This is a genomic window from Ruminococcus sp. RTP21204st1_B2_RTP21204_210225 (genome assembly GCF_040914135.1).
In the GTDB taxonomy this organism is placed as follows: domain Bacteria; phylum Bacillota; class Clostridia; order Oscillospirales; family Ruminococcaceae; genus Hominimerdicola; species Hominimerdicola aceti.
In genome coordinates, this window is record NZ_JBCPGA010000019.1 from 26405 (window position 1) to 45696 (window position 19292).

The following is a 19292-nucleotide window of genomic DNA, read 5'->3' on the forward strand; positions in this document are numbered from 1 at the left end:
TGGCTAAGATTTTAAGTACAACACCTAAATGACCTGTCCGTAATTATCCTAGCGAAGATAAGCCCCAAAGGCAGAGCTAGTATTATCAGCAGAGCAGACGCAAGCCATGACGCAGATGTTTCAAGGGACATGACGCCCAAATTATAGAAAGCCTTGTAAAGATATAATCCCGGAACCATTATGACTATGGACGGAACGGTGATGGATATTCTCGGATAGCCCACATACTTTTTCAGCAGCGAGGCGAGTATGCCTGCGGTGAATGCCCCCACAAACGCAGCAGCTGCCGGAGGAAATGAAACAAGGTCAACAAGTTCCAATCTCAGAGTGTTTGCAAGTGCACCTATAACTGCCGCAGAGGCTGCAAGCTTGACAGGGCTGTTGAACATAACGGAAAATCCGAAAACCCCGCAGAAACTTGCCGCAAGTCTGAACAGTATGAACTGCCATAAGGTAAGGTGCAGAGGCAAAAAGTCCATTGGCGTAAGGTGCAGGATAAGTGCCATTAACCACGCCGTCATTGTGGCTACAATTATAATGATGAGGGCGTAGGTCAGCCGCTCGATGCCCGAACGCATATCGAGCTTTGAAAGGTCTATGCCGCTTGTGATGAACGGAAAACCAGGTATAATAAAAAGCATTGCACATATGTAGCCTGCCTCATGCTGCATTTTTATATTGAAAAGTATTTTCGCAAGTTCAAACAGCCCTGCATATGATAGGCACGCCGCCGATACTGAGGCAACTATTCCAAGCACAAGGGTAAGGTGGTGCTTTGTGAATTTGCTCCGCACATAATTGCCAATGCCTGCACCGAAAAATGCACATATCATCTCGGTCAGTCCACCGCCAAGCAGGAATGTGAACGCTCCGCAGGCAAGTGCCGCCGCAAGGCCCAAAACAGGCGGCGAGTAAAGTCCGTGTATCTTTTCGATATCGTCAAGTTCATTGTGGACCTGTTCGCAAGTCAAACTATCGCAGCGGCTGACAAAATCGTTGATGAAAATTTCAAGACGTGTTAGCTTTGAATTGTTTACTCCCGTGTTAGTAAGGCAAAGAGACTGCGAAAAGCAAGCCTCGCCGTCAAAACAGGTGTAGTTTATGGACATGAGCCCGATATCTGCTGTGCAGGTCAGTCCCATACATTCCGACATGGTGTTCATGGAACTTCTCACACGCCACGCTCCCGTTCCGCAGGAGAGAAACATCATTCCCACCCTGCCTATAACAGAGGCTTTTTCTTTTAGGCTCGCCTTTGATACTGGCTCGTCCTTTTCGGCGTCTGTGAAATCGTGCCATGGGATATCCATGTGATTTTTCTTAACTATAGTTTGTGACATTCAGTATCACTTCCGTTTTTAAAGATCAAGGCTGTCTGAGCCTGCTTTTTTCATCATTTCCTCACGGCAGGCAAGCACAATGCCGTCTATCTCGCTGAGGTGCATGAGCATTTTCTTTTCAAACTGATGAACAGGCAGTAAAACGCCGATCTCATCAAATGATTTTCCAGCCTTTTCGCCTGTTTCTTGTCCGTAATAGACCATTGCAGTTGGGGCAGTCTGCTGTATCTTGTGGAAAGTATTCCATATAACATCATAGGTCTGAGCCTCGGAAAGTCCAAGCTTTACAGTGTCAGGCAGGGCGTAAAGTATAAGCACGCCACGTCTTTTGTCAACACGCTTTTCCTTAATGTTCATTCCGTCGGTATAGACCCTCATAAGGTCATATCCGTCTGCAAGATAAAGCTTTGAACGTGGTGCACAGCTGTGGTTTTTGTACACATCACGAAATTTCTCGAACTCATGCTTTGTGACAAGCTTTTTCTTTTCTTCAATGACATCGCCTTCAGGGGTCGTAAGGAGTTCAGGATTTTTTCCGGCTTTTCCGTGAAAACGCTTTGGTATAAGGTATGCCTCTCTCAGCAGATCGAAAAGACTTCTTCCGCAAAGCTCCAGCAGAAGTGCACTTATATCGCCGTTCGTATATGCGGTCAAAAGCACCTGCACAAGATGTTTTGGGTCAGGATCGGTCTGCATATCGTCATCGCTAAGGTGATCGTAAAGCACGCTGCTGAGCCTTTCGCAAGCTCCTTCCGATGCCATTATCCTTGAAAAAAACTGTTCGACTTCATTTTCTTTTGGCAAAACTGTAGGCATATTATTATCTCCTTTCATGTATGTCATATCTCAGCATTTGCAAACATATTACACTTTTTCAGTATCATTTTTTGTATCTCTGTAGCGGCGGCATTGAGTTTTTTGTCTGCATTTTCTGCAAGAACGATGCTCCTCTTTGGAAACTCTTCATCAGTTTTCAAAATATAAACATCGCCGCTTTGAGCCATTGGTTCAGGTATAAGACCTATGCCAAGGTTGCTTTTCACAAGCGGCATTATCTGATCGGCAGTTGCGACCTCTATATCCGGCTGAAAATCTATTCCATGCTGGAAAAAGAAATCGGAATAGAAATCATATGTCCTTGTGTTTCGGTTAAGTGATATTATAGGGTGGCTGCAAAGTTCCTCAAGAGTGAGCGTTCGCTTTGCAAGATCCTTTAGCTTTGTGCTGCATATGATAAGTTCACGGAACTCTCTGAGCTTATGAAAATTCAGCGAGCCCTCTGTGCTTATCGGCGTTGTTACCACAGCGAGGTCTGCAATGCCGCTTTTGAGAGCAGTCAGTGCCTGAGGGGTTGAATGGTTCAGCAGCTTTATTTTTATTCCCGGATATCTTTCATGGAACTCATTGAGAAGTGGCAGCATAACGCCGTGAAGTGCGGTCTCCGTCACACTTATGGTGACAGTTCCGCTTTGCAGGTCGTTGGCTTTTGAGATCTCATCTTCGCCCTCTGTAATAAGTTCCACCGCCTTTGAGATGTGCTCGTAAAGTATCTCTCCCTCAGGGGTAAGCGTGACGCCGTTTTTCATTCGATTGAAAAGCGTGCAGCCAAGTTCTCCTTCGAGTATTTTTATCACCCTTGTGATATTAGGCTGATTTGTGAGCAGCACTTTTGCCGTTCTTGAAAAGCTGCGGTTCTTTGCGGCATAATAAAATATCTTATAATATTCGTAATTTATATTCACTTTATCACTTTCTTGCTATATCAATATTTTATATCTTGCATATAAATTATATATTTGACTTATATATCTGAGATAATTATAATGGAAAAAGGAGAAAATTAAAGTGTATAAAAATATTTTTCTTGTTAATTTTTTATGAAGGAATATGATAAAATGATGTTACGATCAAGAAAACAAATGTCTGAAACCAATATGCTCATGATACTTCTGACCATATCAGGGGGCTTGCAGGACGCATATTCGTATTTTGTGCGAGGTGAAGTTTTTTCAAATGCACAGACGGGAAACATTGTGCTTATGAGCACATATGTCGCAAAAGGCAACTGGCACAGGGCGTTGCACTATCTTATACCTGTGCTGGCGTTTGCAATGGGGATTTTCATAGCCGAGCGTCTGCACGCACGTTTCAAGGACGTGGGATTTATACATTGGCGGCAGATAATAGTTTTCACGGAAATGGTGCTGCTTTGCATTGTGGGGTTTATACCGCTTGGCGGTTCATACGATTTTGTTGCGAATGCACTTTCATCATGTGCCTGTGCAATGCAGGTGCAATCGTTCAGGAAAGTAAATAGTTATCCATACGCAAGCACTATGTGCATAGGAAATATGAGAAGTGCAATGGAATCCATAAGTGCATACATGAGGATAGGGGACAAGTCGCTGCTTAGGAAATCGCTGCAATATTTTCTTACGATATTCGTATTTGCCTGCGGTGCAGGAATAGGCGGAGCATATTCATTATACATAGGCAATGAGTTTATATGGATATCTTGTGCATTGCTGCTTATATGCTTTGTGCTTATGTTTATAAAGAGTGAGAATGATATGATGAGGGAGGATATGTAGGGCACATTTCGGTTAGCATTGTATTATAAAGGTCAAAAGCCGCAAGGTCAGACAGCTTTTTTGCTGGTTTGACTTTGCGGCTTTGATTTTGATATAATGAATAAAATAGTTGCAGACGGGGTAGATAGACACCTTGTAAATGCGGAGGAGCGTAGAATTATGATCGACAAAAAATATTATGAAAAAGCGGCAAGGTACGTTGGGACGAGGCTTTGACAGATGTGATTTTTTTATAGGGATAAATGATTTTGTGAGGGAAATTGAAAAATTTTTTCGCTTCTCCCTTGGACAAACCTGATTTTATGTAGTATAATTATATAAAAAACAGGAGGAAAAACTATGTCAAACTTAACGATCAGATTTTATTCAAATTGCCTGCGGAGATATACCACGTTTAAAATGTACCTGCCATGTGACATAAGGCAGGACTGGGGGCAGACAGATACGAAATACTCGGAAAACAGCACCAAAACGCTTTTCTTGCTGCATGGTTTTACAGTCGACGCAGAAAACTGGGTGCCTGAATATCTTGCGGACAAGTATAATTTTGCAGTAGTTATCCCCTCGGGCGAAAATTCTTTTTGGCTGGACGGACGCTCGACTGGTCATCAGTTCTGCAAATTCGTCGGCGAGGAGCTTGTGGACTATGTAAGACGAGTTTTCAGACTTGCGAAAGACGGCAGTGAAACATACATTATGGGACTTTCAATGGGTGGATTTGGTGCACTTCATACAGCATTTGCATATCCAAAAACCTTTGGCAAGGTTGCTGCATTATCTTCGGCTCTTATCGTACACGAAGTCGCAGGAATGTCAGAGGGGCAAGGCAATGCCATAGCGAATTATGAATATTACAGAGAATGTTTCGGCGAAACGTCTGAGGTGCTGAACAGCAGGAACAATCCCGAATTTCTTATAGACGAACTTCAGCGAGAGGGCAAAAATATCCCAGATATATTTATGTGCTGCGGTACAGAAGATTTCCTGCTTGAAAACAACCGTGATCTTCACAAATTTCTTGAAAGCAGAAACGTTTCTCACGAGTATTTTGAAAGCAAAGGCAACCACGATATGATGTTTTGGAGTGAGTATGCTGAAAAGGCGGTCGAGTGGATGTTTGAGGAGAAGTAAGAGCGGTGATGTCTTTGCGGTTTTTATGTGATAATATGAAACACAAGAAACCTCATACAAACTGCACAATATAAAAATACCCTTTGAGAAAGGGATTTCTCCTCTCTCAAAGGGTAGTTTTCAACGAAAATGTAAGCCACTATTGTGAAACAACTCGTAAGAACGTCACTTGTTTACCGCTCTTTTTTCGATCTCTGCTTCAATGATTGCCCCCATTTTTTTCAGTACAGGTCTTGAAGACCCTAATATAGTCATGTTTCTTAACAAAACTGGGATGTTCTCCAGCCCAATATCGTATTTAAAGAATTGGTCAATGGTCGTCCATAGCTGTTTTTCACAATCTTCTTTTCTATAATCGGACAATGAAATAAGAGCAAGGCAATAATAATATCCGGCAATATCAAAACCCGTCCAATACTTGTCATCAAAAGGTGGGATATACGTTTCCAAAAGTTTTAATACAGCGTCGACCGTTTTTTCTTTCTGTGCAAAAGGAAGCATGCGCTGATATTCTTTAAGCGTAACAGGAGCGTGTGTCGTTTGAGTTCTTTTTTTGCACAGTTCCCATATTTCCTCGTTTGATGTGCCGACCTCTTCGGCAGCTTCCAGCAAAGGCAATGTGATCTTAGATCTCCAAATTGTTTCGCCCGGAAACTTTGGACCTGTTATTACAAATGTTTTATTGTTTTTGACACAATCAACTAGATATGCTCTTTCTTTTGCGAGGTACTCACGCAATTCAGATGCGGTTGGAACTTGTTTCTTTCCCATGTGCTTCTCCTTTAAATTTTAGTTTATTTTTTCTATGAATCCTAATTATATTTCTGCTTAGAAAATGGGCGACCCATATTCTGAATTGCCCATTAATTCTACAAATTATCTTACTATGTTTATTCCAACGTCTTCATCGTAGGGAAATACCCACACCGCCTTTTAATATTTTTTCAAAAGCTCGCAAATCCTTGATTTTACTGGGTTTGCGACGTTTTTGCTTTTTACGAAAGTTTATATATTCTTACAAAACCTACGCCATTTTGGCGTAAAATTGGCGTAGGTGGATATGGTGGAGTGGTGGGATCCTACTATAAAACAGTTTAGATTTTATTGGGCTGAAAAAATTAAACAGTTTTTTTAGAATCTATCTTTCAACTCATCGTTTAAAAGCTTTTCTTTAATGATAATAGTGTTCTGCCATTGATATTCTCGCTCGACAACTCGTAGATTTCATCTAACTCAAGCATTAAGCCGGTGGGGTTTCGTCCTATTATTATATATTGGTTTTGCGCATCAAAAGCAATATACTGCCTCATTTTATCGTCGAGAAGAATATCTGCATTGTCTATTACAAAAAGCTTATCCTTCGAATTTTTTATCGAAGCTTTGTAATTCTTTTTTTGGTCAAGGTAATTAAAGCATCTTATTCTTTTATCATTTGCAGACAGTTCTTCAATAAATGAATACAGAGCGGATTTGCCAACGCCAGAGTCGCCTGTGATAAAAGTAACGTTGTAATCAAAATGTAGATCAATGATGAAGGAAGTGTGGGTAGTATTGATCTCTTGCATCACGATTTTTATTCATCTTCATATTTACTTCTATACTCTCTAAGCATTTCATTAAGAATAAAGCCCGTATTTAAATATTCTCTATATACTTCTGTTTTCTTTTTACTTTCCGTTTCTATGTAATTATATTTGTCCGCCTTAGCGAGTCTATCTTTGAATTCTTCAAAATAATATGTAATAAAGTCTTCAAAAGCAAATCGCTCATTTTCGGAGTCAAATATCAATACCACCTTCATTAAGTTTCTATAAGCATATCGTTCTTCCCTATTTTCATGATCATACATGAATTTCAAAAGAGTATAGCGTTTTGTACCATTTGAATAGTATTTATAGGAAATTATATCATATGGATTAAATTCCTGCTTGATATATCCCCATTCAGGTACTGGTATGGTCAACCTTCCGCTATCAAGGCAGACAATTTGAAACCCTTCTAATACGGTTTGATTTGCCATAATATCAAGCCTCATAAAAGAGGTTAATTCGTTTAATTGAGAATACGAATAGAACTCATCTCTTCGTCGATTGTCTGAACATTCATCATCATCCCAATATGTACGAATAACATATTCTGGTTTGTAAATATGATACCAAGATTCTTCATATTCATTCCAGTTTAGTTTGTTGTTCATACTGTCATATATGAATTCAAGTGGAGATTTTGTCAGGCCCAGCCTTTTCTTCCATAGCATTTCTATTTCATGGTATTCCGCATTATCATCATTCGGGGTATTTTTATCGCCAATACGAGTATAGATACATCCTACCTTCATTCTCCCATACGGCTTTTTCAGATAAATCGGCGTAAAATCAGTATTCTTAATAATCAGTACATCTATTTCTTTCCCATCCAGAAATATGGTATGCAATTCAACTTTAGGAACAATATCTCCTGCAAAATACAGTTTATTCAAGGTATCGATTATATCTGCTTGTTTTCTGCGAGGTTTCGTCATGCCTACGATTTGGTAATCATCTGATATTCCAAACACTAAATAACAATCTTTATCATGTACGGTATTAGCAAAACAAACAATGTCTTTTATAAGATCTTCTGCTTTTTGATGCCATTCTTGCTTGAAATCGCATTGTTCTGTTTCACATCTTTTCATTATAAAAGACTCTATACGCTCTTCTAATTCGTATTCACCATATTCCATGATTGCCTGTTTTCATCTCCTCATTATCAGAAAAATCATTCTCTTCCAGATTTGTCGGCAGAAATGCTAATTATAATTATCTTTCTTGTATGCCTTGTAGTTATCACCGAAACGTTTGACAAGTTTTTTCAGTGCTTCTATTCTATTCATGTTGGTGCCTTTAATATAAGTAAAACTATATAAAATTTACATATTCGCTCATAGTAATTATATCACCAAAACCTTTGTTTTGTCAATTCAGAAATCATAAAAACAAGCCACACCCCGTGCTGTCAAATCGGCATAGTGTATGGCTTGTCTATTATTATTTTTTCATTGCATTTAAAATAGAATAAATATTTTGTTCGGATAAATATCCGGAAGGGATATGGCTCTTGTTCTCGTGATACTCAAGATTTGCTCTGCCATTAGTTTCTGCCACCAGCAATGCGGTAAAAAAACGCTCCCAACTGAAATACTTTTCACAATCTATATGTTCTGCCGGATCAGCCAAAATCTCTTGAACATTATCATTACGGTCAAAAATCGCCGAGCGAAGAATAAGCCATTCAAAACTCTCCGGCAAAAAGAGATCGATCTTATTATTTGATACAGACCTTAAATACATAAGCTCTTTGATTTCTGAACCAAGTGCCGCAGCGTCGGCTATTACAAGAATACGCTTACCTTTATGCTGTTCCAGTAATTTTACAATTCCGCTCTTTCCGTTAGAACTGATACATTCGAGATCGTGATCTTCAGTTGCTTTCTTAAAAAACTGAAGACCCGACCTGCTGTCTTCAACGATTACAATATCATACGGAAATGCTGATATATCATTTTTTGAAATGTTCTTATATATCTTCTCGAACTTCGGTTTTGCACCATTTTTATGGATCTTCCTGATAGCATCTATACTGTATGGAATTTGCGCCAACGGCTCTCTTGTTACAAGAACATAATAATTATCAGAACCCTGAATCGCTTTTGCAAACTCATAAGAAGATAGAAATGGTGTACTTTCTTCAACAAAAACAATGCTCTCGTGGGTATTTTCAAGAATGGTTTCCCAATTAGCATTTGACAATACAAGGCAAGGTTTACTGCACTTTAAAATTACACCACTTTGTTCATCAAGTTCGGAATAGTTTCTCACCATATTGATGAGTTTCGTTTTTCCAGTGCCACTGTCCCCTGTCAATATCGTTACATTTCTCTCAAGAGTAAAATTAAACGTTATGTGCCTGTTTTTTATTTGTATTTTTATTTTACCCCTCATTTTCTTCACCCCTCAGATATCTATCTGCAAGCATCAAATATTCAATTGGGTCTGTAATCACTTTTCTTTTCCCTTCATTTATTATTTTCACAGAAAAAGACTTTCCAAAGTCCATCAAATGATGCAATGATACCGTAATATCCTTGTTTTCAGCCATTTCAAGCAGATACTTTGAGCAGTTATCTCCGCAATTTGAAATATTGAAGATCTTTTTAGGCTGATTATATATCAGCAAAAGAGTCTTAACGCCCGCTGACAATTCCGTTGAATTAAATTTGCCAAAAATATCGTTTTCTATAAGATCAGGGCCAATTACAGTTGAGTCATCAATATCCTTAATGATCTTTTTTGCAAATGGTTCCATGACCCACATTTTATCATACTGATTTGCATAATAGACCTCAGTATTGTATATTTCTTTAGGGTGTTTTCCAAAAAATATTCTAAGCACAACACCATCTCCTTATAGCTATTATTCACAAGCAAAACGGACGTATACGCCCATACAGTCTGCCTTCTTGAAAAATTTTGTTATTCTCATTATACCATTTTTCTGCGGGGAAAGCAAGCAGGATCGCATAAAAAACAAGCCACACCCGTGCTGTCAAATTGGCACTAGGTGTGGCTGTTATGTTGATGATAATTTTGTTGTACATCTATAAGTTGGAATTTATCTTTCAGCAGCGATCAGTATAGCTCTGCAAGGCGAACCGTCCGCACCTGATAGATTTAATGGTGCTGCGTTTAAGAAATAAACGCCCTCTGAAACTTCTGCTAAACGTATCCCTTCAAGCAATACAGCGCCAGCTCCTAATAGGATAAGGTGTACTTCCATCGGAGCATTTTCAGGACCGACAGTTTGAGATTCATTACCAAGCAGTAAAATGATTGATTCAGCAAACACTTTAGCTGCTTCCGCAGAGACCTCTGCATCTCCTTTGATAAGAATTCTCTTTGCCGCTTCTGAATTCTGTTTTTTCGCTTTTTCAAGTATTTCCGTGGCATCATCGGCAGAAACGATTCCATTATATTCTTCAACATAAGCCATTCCTATAAATGTATTTAAACTTACGGAATCTACAGTTTTTCCGTCTTTGATAAAATGAAATGGCGCATCTATATGCGTGCCGTTGTGAGCGCACATACTAAAAGCCGTCAGGTTATACAAATCGCCTTTTTCCATTGAAGAAATCACCCTTTTTTTCAGTGTCGGGTCGCCTGGATATACCTGACAGCCGAAAACCTCTTGAGAAATATCATAGATTTTCATTTCATATTCTCCTCCACAAATTCCGATTTGCATTTTCATTCGTAATTGTCCACTCTACCTTTATCCTCACCTCGCCAAAAACTTTTGATACTTACTCTTCGGCTTCTCAGGTATCGTCATAATAAGCCTGCCGCTTGCTATCATTGGCTTGACGTACCTTTCCATAACGTAAGCGATCGTCATTCTGCCATTGAAAAACTCCGCTATCTCATTCCTGCTTCTCGGCGTTTTACAGAATTCAAGTATCTCAGTTTCAATGTCATCTATCGGCACGCTTTCGGCGGCGCTGTTGTACAACGTCACCTTGAATACGCCTCTGTCACTCTCGAATTTCGGCGCAGGCAGACCGCTTTGTTCCATAGCATTTATTATCGTAGGTATGCCGCTGTATCTGTTCTCCGTTTCACCGAGTATCTCCATAGCACCTGCTATCTTAGGGTTTCTTGTGTCGGCAGACACTTTTCCCAATCTGTCAAGCGTCATTCTGCCGTAAAGTCCGCCGGGATTTTCTATCTCAAAACGGTTGCTGAACATCTTTATGGTTATAGGCGTCGTGTCCGTGTGGATACTGTAATCTCTGTGGATAAGAGCGTTCAGGATAAGCTCTCTTATAGCAATTACAGGATATTCCGTCTTGTCCGTTCGCTTGCCCGTGTTCGGGTCTATGATAGTCGCAGTTTTCATATTTTTGCGCACGAACACCAAAGCATCATTCAGCATCTGCACAAGTGTTCCGTCTATTCGCTGATTGTCTATAAAACGTTCGCCGACGCTTGCCGTACTGCTTATCTCAGTTCCGGGCACAGACACAGCCGTTATGCAAAGCTGCGGAAAAAACGCCTGCGGGTAGTTTGAGAAAAGCATTATCCCTGCCAAAGTCGGTTTGCCCTCGTCCGTAAAACCTTGCAAGCGGCATATTTCCTCATTTGAAAGCTCGGCAAGATTAGGCTTTTTGCTTTTCAGCAGGTCAAAATAAAGCTTGAATGCGTTGGTCTGAATGTCCTTTGTAAAGGCTCTTTCACAAGTTCTCAGCTCGTCGTGAATGCTTTTTTTGAAAGCCTCATAGCTGTAAACCTCATATTCCGTCATAAGTCTGTCAGCGTCGCCCGACCTGACATATGAGCCTTTCAGCCTGCCCACACCGCTGTAAAAGCAGGGCTTGTCAGCATTATCTATCTCCTGTATCTCGGCAGATACGACAGTTTTGCCGTCGATAGATGCAACGGAAAACAGCGGTCTTATCACAGGCGTCATTTCCTGACACTGCGCCTCGACCTTTTTCATAAGGTCAGCGGCATCATAAACTCCGCAGACCTCGTACCCGTCATTTTCATCTACGCCGAAAATAATAACGCCTCCGCCCGACTGATTTGAAAAAGAGGACAGCGAATCACGCACCTTAGGGCAGCCCTTAGTTGCCGCTTTTATCTCTATCTTGTTGCTCTCGCTGCGAACAAGCTGTATTTGTTTCACCATATCTACAAGTTCATTATCAAGCATTTTATCGCCTCCATAATATAATTATACTGATTTTATTAGAATTTGTCAAGATTAAATTCTTATAAAATTGTAATAGGTCTTATAAAAGTCTAATAAAAGCCGTATAAAATGAGGCAATGGCTTATAAATTGATATGGAAGTGCAAAAAAATCACCGATACAGGCACAAAGGCTTGTATCGGTGATTTTTCTTTACCCATAGTCATTTGATCGAAAAGCCCGCTTAGCCTACCTCAGCTCAGCGAACTAATATAATACCCTAGTGTACTCTTAGGATTAAGCTCCGAAAGATCAACAGCTACGCCTACCGCCATGCCTAGCCGCTCGCGGTCTGCCTGCGATACGTCGAACTCTATGCCCCACGCGTTGCCGTCTATGTTTATCCACGCCGTCGGGCCGAACGTTCCGCCGTCAAGCGTTGCGCCCTCCAGGCTCGGGCAAATGGCTTTCAGCTCGTTGTACGTCATTCCAACCTGCACGCCCTCGGTGATGTATCCGCCCGGCGTGACGTGTATCGCGTACGGAAAATCAAGCGTGCCGATGTTCTGTATGTCCGTGGTATAAAAGCCGATCTTCGTGTTCGGGTACACGTCGTCGTTCTCCACGGCGATGATGTTTTCCTGCCCCACTGATATAAAATCCATGCTGAAATCGTCACCCAGCTCGGCAAAAATATCGTCCGCCGTTTCGTAGATAAGGTCGTTCGCATACACCGTGTCGTCGTAAATGTCATACGGCGCAAGCGTGGTCACGGGCTTAGTTGTAGTCGCCTCGGCGGTCGTAGTGGTGGTAGTTTCCGTCGGCTGAGCGGCGCTGTCAGATTTTTCATCTGCCGAACTTCCGCCGACTTCGATAAGAAAAGTCGCCGAATGTTCGTCACCGTCTGAATCATAATGGCTCTCAGTGATCCTGAAATCGCCCGCATTGTCCACACCAATGCAAGCCTGAGCCTTGCAGGTGCTTCCGATAGGCGCTTCATTTGGGTTTCTCGCAACGTCGCCCGGGTAACTGTAACCCATAACGCCATTGCTGTCTATTATGGTGTCCTCCATGTCGAAGAAAATGCCCTTTGCTATGCCGTCCTCGTCCTCGTAACCGATGTTTGTATATTCGTAGTCCACGATATAGACCGCCGCAGGATTTTCGTCCGCATACTCATTGCGCTCAGCCGTTTCCGTGACTCCCGTGATGGTAAGCGACCACTGTCCATCAACTGTCCAAGTTTCGCCAATGGTGTAGTAGTCTTTCTTCTTGCTTTTTTTGTCGCTGCCTGAATCGCTGTCAGAACAAGCGGTGAGCAGCAACAGCGCACCCGTGAGGACTATTGCTGTTAGCTTTTTTATGGTCATTTGGTTGCACCCCCTATATCTTGATCTCGATAGCAAGCAGCTTTTCCTCAGTTTTCTCGATCTCTTCAAAAACTACGCCTTTCGTTCTTACAATGTACCTGTCCACCGTTTCATGAAGGTCGTTTTTGATAGCTTTTGCCGTCTTTACGTTTATCTTTATCTCTGCAAAAAGCTTTTTCATAAGCTCTTTGGTAACGTCCTGATTCATGAATTTCAGTATTTTTCCCGTCGATTCGGCGATCCTTTCCACCTGCTGACTTACTTCTTCTTTGAAAGCCTTTGTTGCGTCAAAAAACATTATTGGGTCGTTCAGCAGCTTTAACGCGTCCATACCAAAAACGATCGTGTAATACTCTTTTGACAACTGCTGATAATAATTATACGCATCGTTAAACTCGCTATTTAGTTTTCTTACAGAATTATAAACGAACACGGTGAATTCTTTGTTTATTTCCTCTTCAAACTTATCGAGCTTATGATGCTTTCGCAGAACAAAGCTTGTACTTGCCACCATATCATGAAACTTATCGTGCTCGCTGCGAAACATTTCGTTGGCGTGCTCTTTTATTTTATACGGCACTTTTACCTTGTAATTGTTCCACAAGTTGCGGATAATGCAGTTTACTACCTTTTCGCGTCCAAACTTTTTTACCTCGCCAGAAATAAGTTTTTTCTCATAGTTGTTTACAAATATCACCGAGTCAGCCGAAACGCCGCCGTCTTCAACTATGCGCTTTTTCATACGCTCCGCTCTGTCGTCGTTCTCAGACTTGCAGTGAGTTATCACAACGTTTACGTTGTTTTTCTCAGCTATAAGGTCGTTTATTATGCTTATCTCAAAATCTTCCACTCTGTCAGAGTCGGCGCTAAGGCAGTAGATTATGGTGCTGAACCATTCGTTGATAGAGTGCTTGTCGTACTCCGCTACTTTGTCGATTATCTGCTTGTGCCATTCGTCCGCTTTATCGGGTTCAAGACCCCAGCTGTCGCATATCGAAAAAGATATTCGGTCGTTATCTTTCAGCTCGAAAGAATATTCGTGCAGGCCCTCCGCCGTTACGGGCTTTCCCGCACCCGTCTCCGCGACCTCTTCGCCAAATATGTAATTCAGCAGACTGCTTTTGCCAACGCCCGATTTGCCGGCTATCAGTATATTAGTTTTTATCTTGTCGCCTTCCATTATTTTCTTGCTCCTTTTTTCGTATCCTTGAACATATCAACTACAGCTTTTACTATTCTCTCTACAATTCTCTGATCCTTGCCCTTGCTGATCTCTTTCATTACCTTTTTCAGATTTTCAACAGTAAAGTAGTCGGAAATTTTGGTGATCATAAGGTCTTTCGAGCCGCCGTTCTCTATGCAGGCTTTAGTGTATTCCTCGCAGATCTTCGTTATCGCAACGCCGAGGGTAGCCGTAACAGTAGTTGCCACTGAAACATTTACCGTGGCTTTCGCCGCGCCGCCGACAAATGGGATCACCGAAAGCAGCTGAGAAGCCAGCGTTTTTCCTATATAAGAAACGAAGCCCGCTCCGGCTAAATTTTTCACAGCGCCCTTCATATCATTATCTATTCCGTAGCAGCTTAAAATATCCATCGCCATTTTTACCTGTATGCCCATAAGCGGTACCGAATCGGAAAGTGGCACGGGTACAAATGATGTAGCCGTAACAATACCTGCGGCTAAAGCCGCGTATTTCGGTATCTTGTGCTTTATCATCATTTCTGCCATTTGACCCTGCGCTTTTTTGAGCGACGGGATAAAGCTTTCTCTGAGGTAATCGTCAAGATTATGATGTGCCCAGCTGTTTATCTCAGATTTCTGCACATACTCGTCGCCAAGATCGCTGTTAGTAGAATAGGTAAACACCTCAACGCCGTTTATCCTATTGCGTTTTCCGGCATCGCCGACAGCGTCCTTTATCTGAGCGACTTCGTTCTCGTCAAGATTATCCACCTTTGTAATAATAACGCACACGGGGATATTTCTCGCCTGTATGTCTTTTATCAGCCTTTCATCGAGATCCATGAAGCGGTTATTTATGCAGTACCAAACCTCGTGGATGTGCATACCCAAATCCGCAGAATATGTATTTTTGCGTTCGTCGATAAGATCTATTATATTTTTGTAAAAAGCGCTGTTTTCCGGCGTAGACGAGCTTTCTACCTCGTAGCCTTCAGTGTCGAACAGGGTAATGCTCTTTGAATGATACTCGTGTATGCCCCTTGTCTGCGGCTTTCCGCTGCTTCCGACAGGAGCGGCACTATCCTTATCAAACTCGAAGAAGTCGTTTATAAGGCTGCTTTTGCCAACGCCGGTAGCTCCGCACACTATGATATTGATATTTTTTGAAGCATTTTCCTTTACTTCTTCATAGCACTTATCATAGTCAAAGTTTTTTACGTCAAATTTCTTGTTGATGTTTTCGTTCATGTCAAAAACTCCTTTTCCTTATTAATTTGTCAATTATCAACTATAACTGACATAATAATACGTTTTTGTATGTTAATTATAACACATTCTTTTTCACTTTTGTTAAGCTGGCTGCTTAGTATAACGTTTTCGTAAGATATTTTTTTATTTTAACAAAAAACATGACACAATCCGCTTCTTATACAAATATCGCATTATTTCAAATACTTTACATCATTATATCATATTATTTCACATATTTCAACCCCTTTATAGGAAAAATTCCGACATAATGCATAATGATATAGGATAAAATATTATATATGGGGGTGCAAATAATGTACGAGAACAAATTCATGTATGACAATAATTTTGCTTTGAGGATCTCAAAACTTCGCACACAGAAAGGTGTTTCCGCAAGGGATATGAGCTTATCTATTGGACAGAACGCAGGGTATATAAACAATATCGAAACAGGAAAAGCCCTGCCCTCTATGACCTCTTTCTTTTATATCTGCGAGTATCTGGACATTACGCCGCAGGAGTTTTTCGACGCCGACGCCGAGCAGCCAAAAGAGCTGAGTAAGCTGATCTCTGACCTGAAAAAGCTCAACAAAAGGCAGCTGGAGAACATTGCAGATATTGTTAATGATCTTGCTAATGGGAATAGGCGGTGAGAGGGGAAAAGGTAAATTTGTACGTCTGCCGCATAGACAAGACCGACACTTTGAAGCATGATTATAAGGTAAATAGGTACAGGAGAGGTGAGTTCAGGGCAAAAAAAATCACAGCCCCCTCGAAAGCTGTGATTCCTTTTCAACTCAATACTCCTCCGCCAACAGCAGCGTAATATGATCCACATCGTCGATCATATACGCCCTGCCGTTTACCTCCACGTCGGTCGGTATGAAATATTTAAGCTTAGCCTCGGGGCATTCCTGCATATGATAAATGTGCAGGAATTTTTTCTGCCCTTTGACCTCTGTCACTATCTCGAAAACTTGCAGATAATCAAGCTGTCCGCTGACCTTTTCTCGCATTTGCTCTACGGCTGAAAATAACGCCACTTGCAATTCAATAGGGAAGTTTTCTGCCACGCCGCTTGTGACATATCTGCTTCCGCTGAATGTGTATGCCATAAGATACCTCCTAATAATATTCTCCCACCAACACCCTAGCCTCCTCGATACACTCCCTCAACATACTCCTGTCGCAAAGCATACCCTCTATCTCCTCGTCCGTGTAGCCCATATCGTAAAGCAGCATAAGATCTTCCTGCGATACCCCGAACATTCCGCATATATCAAAAAGTTCATCATCGTCATAAGCGGGCTTTCTGTATCCGTAATAGTTCCAACCATAGCAAAATTCGTTCGGTACAAAGCTGCTTTTCTCAAAACGCCCACGCTTGTCAATGCTTATGATCTCCCCCTCTGTGACTTTTATCACTTCAAAAGGCAGCTTTTCAAGGAAACTGCCTTTCAGCACGTTCTTCATAATGTCCTCGGTGGACGTATAAACATACAGCCCTAATTGCTTGTAATGGATAAGGCAAAGCGGATTGTCGCCCTTTGCTATGAAAAGCTTGTTCTTGTCGCTAAGTATCGTGAATACAAAAGAGCCTTCTACCGCCTCTGACATCTTTGCTATGGTCTTGAAGTCAAGTCTGCCGTATTTCTCAATAAGCTGTGCGGCAACGTAGCTGTCAGTTTCTATCTTGCTTTTCGGCAGATGTTCAGACTTTGCAAGCTGACTGTCATTGTAAAGCACGCCGTTGTGACATAAAGCAAAAGACCCGTCCGCAGTTTTGCCTGTGAACGGGTGGTTATTGTAAATGTACCTAGCGTCGCCTTGCGTAGTCATTCTCGTGTGACCTGTGAGGATAACCGTGTCCTCCGGTACATAAAGCTTTACCTTGTGAGCAGGCTTTGCTCTCTTGAAAACTTTGAGTTCGCCGTGTTTCACATACGCTATGCCCGTTGCGTCCTTACCCCTCACCTCTGACTCGACGGATAATCTGTTGATAAGTTCTTTCATCTCGCTCCTGCTGAGCGAACGTCTGTAATTTACAAATCCAAATATCGCACACATAGTTAATCATCCTCGCTGACAGGCTCGTTAACATAGAGCCTTTTCTCTTTCAGATACCTGATAAGCTCTGTATATTCAGGCTTTATGCTAAGAACAAAATCCGCCCAGGATTGCTTGTTCATATCATCATCATTAAGGCATACTGCGTTTTGGCATATGCTGTCTACAAGTTCAAGCGTCGCCATAAAGCTGTTGAATTTTAGAGTGCCCCTGAACAGCCTTATCTCCACAGTATCAGCATTTGTTATGTTCACACAGGCATATCTGCCCTTAGTGCTTTTCTTTGCCTTTTCAAGTATCTCTTTCGGCTTGTCATTGTAACCGTGTCTTGCTGCCCAGCGGTCAACGCTGTATGCAGTACGCCGTGAGAACTTGAAAAGCTCGTTCCAATGGCTCTCGAAAAAGAACATTATTCTGCTTATGACTTCTTCCTGTTCCTCGTAGGAATATCCAAGCTGCTTTCGGCCTATATGGACGTGAAGTCCGCAGGTAGACGTATTATGCGAACGGTAGCCAAGGGCAATGGCTTTTTTTACTATCTCGTCCCACGGGAATTTCTTTCGATGAAAATCTATTGAACAAGGGTGGCTGACAAGTTCCATTCCCTCGTCCAGCGAGCCGTCTGACTTTATGTAAAGCACTTCGTTCTGAACATTAGCTGTATCATATATCTTCTCCGCATTATCATCATATCTTCCTGCACCGTCTATCTCCAGTTCAACGCCGTAAAAACGTACGTTGTCTTCTTTCGGCAGTTTGTAGAACACGGGCTTTGGCTTGTAGTAATAATCGTTGATGTAGTCGCCGCTGTCACAGCAATCGTCATAACATTCACGGCAATAGGCATTATCGCCGCGCCAGTAAGTATCGTCTGAATGCACGATAGTTTCGCAGTTTGAACAGCGGTAGTAATGATTATCGTAGCAATCTGTACAGAGGATAGTATTCTCATCGCTCACGGTATTCTGTTCGATACAGCGGTCGCCGCAATGGTCGCAGATAACTGTTTCGTTATCGTAGCACTCCTGACAAAGTATCTCGTTTTCGACTTCATAGCATTCCGCCTCGTCCTCTAAAGCGCAGCCGCAAATGCTGCAATGGGTAAGTTCGCTCATTTTAAAACTCCTTTACAAAAATTAAAGGCAGACCCGAAAGCCTGCCTATGGTGTTCACTCGTCCTTATCTGCGATGTAGGTGATGATCTCCTGCGCTATCTCCACCAGCACGCTGCCCACAAGCACGAGTATGACTTTAGCTTTGTTCATCGTAACGCCCTCCTTTCTGCATTTGCGTTACTTCATAAAGATGATGTATATTTGTAAAGATCAAGTTTCCGTAAAAAGCCTATTTAAACCGCCGAACATTAAGATAAACCGATATTTTTTGAAAGGAATGATAAATTATGTTTGACGATATACCCGACATCCTTACCGCTAAAGAATGTCAGCAGCTTTTAAAGATTGGCAAAAACTCTATGCTTCGTTATCTTAAAACAGGGGAGATAGAGGGTTTCAAGATCGGCAGCAGGTGGAGGATATACAAGTTTAGTGTCCCCGCCAAATAATCTCCCACCCTACCCAACGAACACCAAATAGACTAAACTAGAAGTAAGAAAAAAGTCTAATT

Annotated in this window: 20 protein-coding genes; 4 read left to right on the forward strand and 16 right to left on the reverse strand. The window is 41.6% G+C overall.

Translation table 11 applies throughout. The annotated features are described in order from the left end of the window. Positions 1–11: 11 nt before the first annotated feature. Genes AB5123_RS08325 through AB5123_RS08335 form a run of 3 tightly spaced genes read right to left on the reverse strand, consistent with a single transcriptional unit; the run spans position 12 to position 3082 of the window. On the reverse strand, positions 12–1340 hold the full coding sequence (locus AB5123_RS08325) for a threonine/serine exporter ThrE family protein (RefSeq protein ID WP_117859224.1): 1329 nt from the start codon (positions 1338–1340) through the stop codon (positions 12–14). Positions 1341–1358: 18 nt separating this feature from the next. Beyond that, the gene (locus AB5123_RS08330) at positions 1359–2156 is read right to left on the reverse strand and encodes a DUF4866 domain-containing protein (protein ID WP_022288239.1); all 798 of its coding nucleotides are present in this window, start codon (positions 2154–2156) and stop codon (positions 1359–1361) included. Positions 2157–2179: 23 nt separating this feature from the next. Then, positions 2180–3082 (reverse strand): LysR family transcriptional regulator, encoded by a 903-nt coding sequence (locus AB5123_RS08335; protein ID WP_117891935.1) that lies wholly within the window; start codon positions 3080–3082, stop codon positions 2180–2182. Between the two features lie 153 nt (positions 3083–3235). Between AB5123_RS08335 and AB5123_RS08340 the strand changes: the two genes are divergently transcribed. Together AB5123_RS08340 and AB5123_RS08345 are read left to right on the forward strand one after the other, a co-directional pair. Beyond that, complete coding sequence (locus AB5123_RS08340) at positions 3236–3931, forward strand: YoaK family protein (RefSeq protein WP_022288241.1); 696 nt, start codon at positions 3236–3238, stop codon at positions 3929–3931. A 339-nt stretch (positions 3932–4270) separates the two neighbouring features. Further along, positions 4271–5062 (forward strand): alpha/beta hydrolase, encoded by a 792-nt coding sequence (locus AB5123_RS08345; RefSeq protein WP_368364692.1) that lies wholly within the window; start codon positions 4271–4273, stop codon positions 5060–5062. 165 nt (positions 5063–5227) lie between these two features. Here the strand turns inward: AB5123_RS08345 and AB5123_RS08350 are convergent, their stop codons facing one another. The 10 genes from AB5123_RS08350 to AB5123_RS08395 all read right to left on the reverse strand — a co-directional run bounded on the left by AB5123_RS08350 (position 5228) and on the right by AB5123_RS08395 (position 15596). Next, positions 5228–5833 carry a hypothetical protein gene (locus tag AB5123_RS08350; protein WP_038672150.1) on the reverse strand — a complete coding sequence of 202 codons (606 nt, stop codon included), beginning with the start codon at positions 5831–5833 and terminating at the stop codon, positions 5228–5230. A 386-nt stretch (positions 5834–6219) separates the two neighbouring features. Then, positions 6220–6627 (reverse strand): hypothetical protein, encoded by a 408-nt coding sequence (locus tag AB5123_RS08355; protein ID WP_337812359.1) that lies wholly within the window; start codon positions 6625–6627, stop codon positions 6220–6222. A gap of 8 nt (positions 6628–6635) precedes the next feature. Then, complete coding sequence (locus tag AB5123_RS08360; RefSeq protein ID WP_337812358.1) at positions 6636–7787, reverse strand: ATP-binding protein; 1152 nt, start codon at positions 7785–7787, stop codon at positions 6636–6638. Positions 7788–8091: 304 nt separating this feature from the next. Then, positions 8092–9045 carry a hypothetical protein gene (locus tag AB5123_RS08365; RefSeq protein ID WP_337812357.1) on the reverse strand — a complete coding sequence of 318 codons (954 nt, stop codon included), beginning with the start codon at positions 9043–9045 and terminating at the stop codon, positions 8092–8094. Then, entirely contained in the window at positions 9035–9496 is a 462-nt protein-coding gene (locus AB5123_RS08370) for a DUF4869 domain-containing protein (RefSeq protein WP_022287080.1), read from the reverse strand. Before AB5123_RS08370 ends, AB5123_RS08365 begins: the two co-directional genes overlap by 11 nt. 219 nt (positions 9497–9715) lie before the next feature. Beyond that, the gene (locus tag AB5123_RS08375) at positions 9716–10315 is read right to left on the reverse strand and encodes a cyclase family protein (RefSeq protein WP_368364693.1); all 600 of its coding nucleotides are present in this window, start codon (positions 10313–10315) and stop codon (positions 9716–9718) included. Positions 10316–10381: 66 nt separating this feature from the next. Then, the gene (locus AB5123_RS08380; RefSeq protein WP_337812355.1) at positions 10382–11815 is read right to left on the reverse strand and encodes an ATP-binding protein; all 1434 of its coding nucleotides are present in this window, start codon (positions 11813–11815) and stop codon (positions 10382–10384) included. Between the two features lie 232 nt (positions 11816–12047). Further along, positions 12048–13163 (reverse strand): hypothetical protein, encoded by a 1116-nt coding sequence (locus AB5123_RS08385; protein ID WP_337812354.1) that lies wholly within the window; start codon positions 13161–13163, stop codon positions 12048–12050. Positions 13164–13176: 13 nt separating this feature from the next. Beyond that, positions 13177–14343 (reverse strand): GTPase, encoded by a 1167-nt coding sequence (locus tag AB5123_RS08390; protein ID WP_051706637.1) that lies wholly within the window; start codon positions 14341–14343, stop codon positions 13177–13179. Beyond that, positions 14343–15596, reverse strand: a complete 1254-nt coding sequence (locus AB5123_RS08395; RefSeq protein WP_038672135.1) for a GTPase — start codon at positions 15594–15596, stop codon at positions 14343–14345. The genes AB5123_RS08390 and AB5123_RS08395 overlap by 1 nt, the downstream gene beginning before the upstream one ends. Positions 15597–15931: 335 nt before the next feature. Here AB5123_RS08395 and AB5123_RS08400 point away from each other — a divergent pair, with 335 nt between their 5' ends. Then, the gene (locus tag AB5123_RS08400; RefSeq protein WP_186489976.1) at positions 15932–16252 is read left to right on the forward strand and encodes a helix-turn-helix domain-containing protein; all 321 of its coding nucleotides are present in this window, start codon (positions 15932–15934) and stop codon (positions 16250–16252) included. A 144-nt stretch (positions 16253–16396) separates the two neighbouring features. Here AB5123_RS08400 and AB5123_RS08405 read toward each other — a convergent pair whose 3' ends face one another. The 3 genes from AB5123_RS08405 to AB5123_RS08415 are packed head-to-tail and all read right to left on the reverse strand — an operon-like array spanning position 16397 to position 18781. Further along, the gene (locus AB5123_RS08405) at positions 16397–16714 is read right to left on the reverse strand and encodes a DUF960 domain-containing protein (protein WP_117957112.1); all 318 of its coding nucleotides are present in this window, start codon (positions 16712–16714) and stop codon (positions 16397–16399) included. 10 nt (positions 16715–16724) lie between these two features. After that, positions 16725–17666, reverse strand: coding sequence for a glucosamine--fructose-6-phosphate aminotransferase (locus tag AB5123_RS08410; RefSeq protein WP_368364694.1), 942 nt, complete (start codon positions 17664–17666; stop codon positions 16725–16727). 2 nt (positions 17667–17668) lie between these two features. After that, positions 17669–18781 (reverse strand): amidoligase family protein, encoded by a 1113-nt coding sequence (locus AB5123_RS08415; RefSeq protein WP_368364695.1) that lies wholly within the window; start codon positions 18779–18781, stop codon positions 17669–17671. A gap of 287 nt (positions 18782–19068) precedes the next feature. Here AB5123_RS08415 and AB5123_RS08420 point away from each other — a divergent pair, with 287 nt between their 5' ends. Continuing rightward, entirely contained in the window at positions 19069–19230 is a 162-nt protein-coding gene (locus AB5123_RS08420; protein WP_337812351.1) for a helix-turn-helix domain-containing protein, read from the forward strand. Positions 19231–19292: the final 62 nt, after the last annotated feature.